4 protein-coding genes are annotated in these 3,563 nt (G+C 63.3%); 1 reads left to right on the forward strand and 3 read right to left on the reverse strand.

The features are described 5' to 3' along the window. On the forward strand, positions 1 to 731 hold a 731-nt coding region (locus VQ044_RS24190; RefSeq protein WP_331827832.1), incomplete at its 5' end, for a hypothetical protein. 101 nt (positions 732 to 832) lie between these two features. Here VQ044_RS24190 and choV read toward each other — a convergent pair. The 3 genes from choV to VQ044_RS24205 form a co-directional block, all read right to left on the reverse strand. After that, positions 833 to 1,873: a choline ABC transporter ATP-binding protein gene (gene choV, locus VQ044_RS24195; protein WP_327648009.1), complete on the reverse strand. Its 1,041-nt coding sequence runs from the start codon at positions 1,871 to 1,873 to the stop codon at positions 833 to 835. Further along, positions 1,870 to 2,712: a choline ABC transporter permease subunit gene (gene choW, locus VQ044_RS24200; RefSeq protein ID WP_327648010.1), complete on the reverse strand. Its 843-nt coding sequence runs from the start codon at positions 2,710 to 2,712 to the stop codon at positions 1,870 to 1,872. Before choW ends, choV begins: the two co-directional genes overlap by 4 nt. Before the next feature lie 447 nt (positions 2,713 to 3,159). After that, the coding region (locus VQ044_RS24205; RefSeq protein ID WP_331827833.1) for a glycine betaine ABC transporter substrate-binding protein at positions 3,160 to 3,563 on the reverse strand (404 nt) is incomplete at its 5' end.

The raw sequence follows: 3,563 nt of genomic DNA on the forward strand, positions 1-3,563 counted from the left end.
CGAAAAGTTCATTGCCCCTGCATCGAGGGCCGCCTAACGTTCAACCCGGCATCGCCGCTCAACGAAGTTCAACAAACTTCGGGACATCCCCAAGTCCAGACGCGCTCACCGTCGATTCGCCAAGAGACTACGGCGGGTATTGGATATTCGTCAGCATCATTCTCGTATCGGCGCCGCTTTATCTTGATAGACTGTTTGTTGGCCATGTGTTCGGGGCGGCGGCAGCCGGTTCCTACGCATTCGTCCTGCTATTCTATATGATCAACTCGACCATCGTTGCCATCATCGTGCAGTCGGTCGGCCCGCAACTGGTCATGATGGAGCGGAGCGGAGCCACCCTCCTTCGGCAGGTGAAGACGGCAAGCGCCTGGTCCGCGGCGTGCATATTCGCGGGGGCCGCCCAATTGGCGGCGGCGGCGTTCGCGGTGTTCGTATGGCCCTTGGAATCGCTGGGAGACAAGTACGGCGTGACGGTCGGAACGTTCGTCGCGATCTCGTTTCTTTCGTTTTTCCGCGTTTCCGAGTTCTTCGACTGGCTGATGATTTCTCGGGACCGCGAAAAGGACATGACCACGGCCTCCGCCCTGTTCTTCGCCACGACGGTTCTCGGAGCAGGAGCGGTGATCCAGTTCGATCTGTCGCTGGAACAATTGATCTGGCTGTTGGCCCTGGCGCGGGGAATACAACTGGCGGCACAGTTGATCCTCCTGTTCCGGCATCGGACCCGATGAGCGGCCACCATCGCAGATATGGGTCTGCGGCAGTTCAGCAACGCGTCGCGCGTCGCGTTCGGTCTTTTCCCGATAGGCCTCGGACCAATCGCAGGCCGGTATCAGTGGCGCATCAGCGCGTCGACGATCTCCTGCGGGCCGATCTGGCCGACGACCCGTCCGTTGCGGGATACGATCACCGCGCCATTGCCGCCGGAAATCGATTCCATCACCCGCTTGAGCGGCGTGTCGGGTTCGGCCATCGCCGCGACCCGCGCCGGAGTTGCACCGTTCTCGGCGTCCACCGGCTTCATCACATTCTCGGCGGTCAGAACGTTGAGCGGATTCATATGGGCGACGAAGTCGGCGACGTAGTCGTCGGCCGGCCTGAGGACGATGTCCTGCGCGGTGCCGACCTGGACGATGCGGCCTCCCTCCATGATGGCGATACGGTTGCCGATCTTGAACGCCTCGTCGAGGCCGTGGCTGACGAAGATGATGGTCTTTTTCAACCGCTGTTGGATTTCCAGGAGTTCGTCCTGCAGCCGCGCCCGGATCAGCGGATCGAGGGCCGAGAACGGCTCATCCATCAGCAGGATCGGTGCGTCGGTGGCGAAGGCGCGGGCAAGGCCGACACGTTGCTGCATGCCGCCAGACAACTCACCGACGCGCGATTGCGCCCAGTCGCCGAGACCCACCAGTTCGAGTTGGGTCATGACCCGTTCACGCCGCCTGGCGCGCGGCTCGCCGGCGAGTTCGAGGCCGAGCCCGACATTTTCCGCGACTGAGCGCCAGGGCAACAGGGCGAATTGCTGAAACACCATCGCAACCTCGTGACGGCGTAACTCGCGCAGGCGTTTAGACCCGCATTCCTTTGGGTCGACGGTGCCCTTGCCGGTGTCGATGACGACCCGGCCGCGGGTGATCGGCGCCAGCCCATTGACGGCGCGCAGCAAGGTCGACTTGCCGGAGCCCGACAGGCCCATCAGAACGGCGATCTCGCCGGCTTCGACGTCGAGCGAGGCGTCGGCGACACCCAGCGTCAGGCCCGTCGCCTCGCGAATTTCGCTACGGCTCTTGCCCGCGTCGGCAAGCGGTAGCGCCTGCTCTGGCTTTCGGCCGAAAACGATCGAGACGTTCTGGAAGGAGACGATGGGGCTCATGAGCGGGTCTTTTCGTCAATGCGGAAGAACCGGTCGAGGATGATGGCGAGGAGAACGATCGCCAACCCGGCCTCGAAGCCCTGGCCGATATTGATGCTGTTGAGCGCGCGCAGCACTGGAACGCCGAGGCCCGGCGCGCCGACCAGCGCGGCGATCACGACCATCGACAGCGACAGCATGATCGTCTGGGTCAGTCCCGCCATGATCTGGGGAAGGGCGTAGGGAATCTCGATCTTGAACAGCCGCTGCAGCCGGGTCGCGCCGAACGCGTCGCCGGCTTCGAGAAGTTGGCGCGGCGTCGAGGCGATGCCGAGCCGGGTCAGCCGGATCGACGAGGGCAGGGCGAAGATCACCGTAGCCACCAGCCCGGGCACGACGCCCAGCCCGAACAGGATCAGCGCCGGGATCAGATAGACGAAGGTCGGGATCGTCTGCATCAGGTCAAGCACGGGGCGAAGACCGGCATAAAGCCAGTCCCGCCGGGCGGCGGCGACCCCCAGCGGAACGCCGATCAGCATGCAGACGGCGGTCGAGGCGAGCACCAGTGCCAGCGCCTGCGTCGTGTCGTCCCAGAATCCGAGATTGATGATCAGCAGCAGGCCGGCGACGGTGAAGATGACGATCGGGATCGAGCGACGGGCGGCGTAAGCGATGGCTCCGAAGGCCGCGACGACGACGAAGGGGTGGGGCCACTGCAGCAGAAACAGGACGGCGTCGATGAAGGCGCCGAGGCCATTGCTGATCGCGTCGAAGATGAAGGTGAAGTTGGCGGTCAGCCAGTCGACGAAGGCCGAGGCGCCTTCGCCAATCGGCAGGGGATTATTCTGGAGCCATTCCACGGGCCGGGGATTCCTTCCTGGTCGGGTCTGCTCTTAGAGCATCGGACGACAATATAGATGCGGTTCTGTTTCTCGGCTCGCCGAGGTGATCCACGCGGAGGCTGACGACGAGCGTAGCGGCGCTACGGTCGAGTCGGCCGACAAAGTGGGCGCCCGGCGGCCGGAAACCCGTCCGCCTGTTTGCCTCCGGCAAACGGCAGGCTTTAAAATCCGCCGATCAACCTTTCCGCGCCGACCGGTGCGGGGCGATCGGTGGCCCAAGTGATTTCGCGCCAATTCCATCGGGTCTCGTCTTGGCCGTAGCGCCGCTACGACCTGCGCCGATCCCCTCGACCTTGTCCCGAAATCCCTCTGGCAGAACGCGTCCATATTTTCGTTCGATGCTCTAAAGAAGAAGGCCGGGCGAAACCGGCCTTCCAGAAATGGTCTTGGGACGGGCGCGACCGGTCAGGAAAGTCCGAGAGAGGACTTCACAGCTGGCAGGCCGTCTTGTCCGTCCAGCGTCGTGACGCCTTCGAGCCATGCGTCGAGACGATCCGGATTCGCCTTGATCCACTCGGCCGCGGCCTCGTTCGGCTTCTGCTTGTCATCGAGAATCTTGCCCATGATCTCGTTTTCCATGGGCAGGTCGAAGGTCAGGTTCTCGAGCAGCTTGGCGAGGTTGGGGCAGTCGGTGGCGAAGTCCTTGCGTTCCACCGTATACACGGTCGCGCCCCCGTAATCGGGGCCGAAGGTCTCGTCGCCGCCGGTCAGATATTCGGGGGATGTCCCGAAGTTTGTTGAACTTCGGCGAACGACGTTGCCGGGTTGAAGGTTACGCGGCCCTGGAAACGGAGGCAACGGGCTTTTCA

This window comes from Aurantimonas sp. C2-5-R2, assembly GCF_036549495.1.
Classification (GTDB): Bacteria; Pseudomonadota; Alphaproteobacteria; order Rhizobiales; family Rhizobiaceae; genus Aurantimonas; species Aurantimonas coralicida_A.